2 protein-coding genes are annotated in these 1,051 nt (G+C 59.4%); one reads left to right on the forward strand and one right to left on the reverse strand.

The window, feature by feature from the left end:
• Positions 1–288: UbiX family flavin prenyltransferase (locus A3730_RS28285; protein WP_156501424.1), on the forward strand; the 288-nt coding region annotated here is incomplete at its 5' end.
• 256 nt (positions 289–544) lie between these two features.
• Here the strand turns inward: A3730_RS28285 and A3730_RS32365 are convergent.
• On the reverse strand, positions 545–1,051 hold a 507-nt coding region (locus A3730_RS32365), incomplete at its 5' end, for a ZIP family metal transporter (RefSeq protein ID WP_063539402.1).

Genomic DNA, 1,051 nt, shown 5'->3' on the forward strand with positions numbered 1-1,051 from the left:
CTGTCTGCCATTGCCACGGGCACCAGTGATAACCTGATTGAGCGCGCTGCGGATGTGGCGATCAAGGAAGGGCGCAAGTTGATTCTGGTGCCCCGCGAATCGCCTTTTTCTGCGATTCATCTGGAAAATATGCTCAAACTTTCCCGCCTCGGTGTCACCATCATGCCCGCCGCGCCGGGTTTCTATCACCAGCCACAAAGCGTGGACGATCTGGTGGATTTCATGGTGGCCCGGTTACTCGATCATCTTGGTGTGGAGCAGACCCTGGTGAAACGCTGGGGAGAATAACCCCGGCCTGGCTACGACGCGACTGTAGGAGTACCTCTCGAGGTGCGAACCTTGCGAAGCAAGGAAATCACCCGCAGGGCGATCGGGGAGATCAGTGCTCGACAGCGCCGGAAAGAAGGGTCGATATCGTTGATTTCTCTCGCCTCGCTGTCGCTCGGTTCGCGCCACAAGCGGCGTTATTCGCTTCGCTCACCCTTCGGGCCGCACGGAACGACGTGCGTTACTCCGCTACGCTCCGTTCTATAATAGCCCCAACTCACTGCACCAACAGATGCCCCACCAAACCCAGGGCAAATCCGGCAACAGCGCCCTGTGACGGCGCCCAGGACCGCTTCAGTGGAACTTGCGGGGCGATGTCCTGGAAAATCAGGTAGAGAATGCCGCCGCTGGCAAACAGCATAATGCCGCCCAGTATGACTGGCATGTTTACCAATACCGCAAAGCCTAGCCAGGCGCTGACAGGCCCAAGAAGGGATAGCCCGGCAAAGGCGAGAATGATCTTGCCCGGGGCAAGCCCGCCGCTATCACGTATTTCACGGTAGGCGTTGAACCCTTCCGGCAGATTCTGCATGCCAATCAGGAACGCCAGCAGAAACGCCTGGCCGCCTCCCACTGCCAGCGCGGCGCCCAGTGCGATAGCTTCGGGAACAAAATCGAGAAGCATGGCCAGCAATTGCGACATGGCGCCCCCTTTGGCGGCGAGCGCGCGATCGATCAGCATGAACACCACGCCGCCACCGACAAACATCAGGGTGGCGGAGAA

The organism is Alcanivorax sp. HI0044 (genome assembly GCF_001634945.1).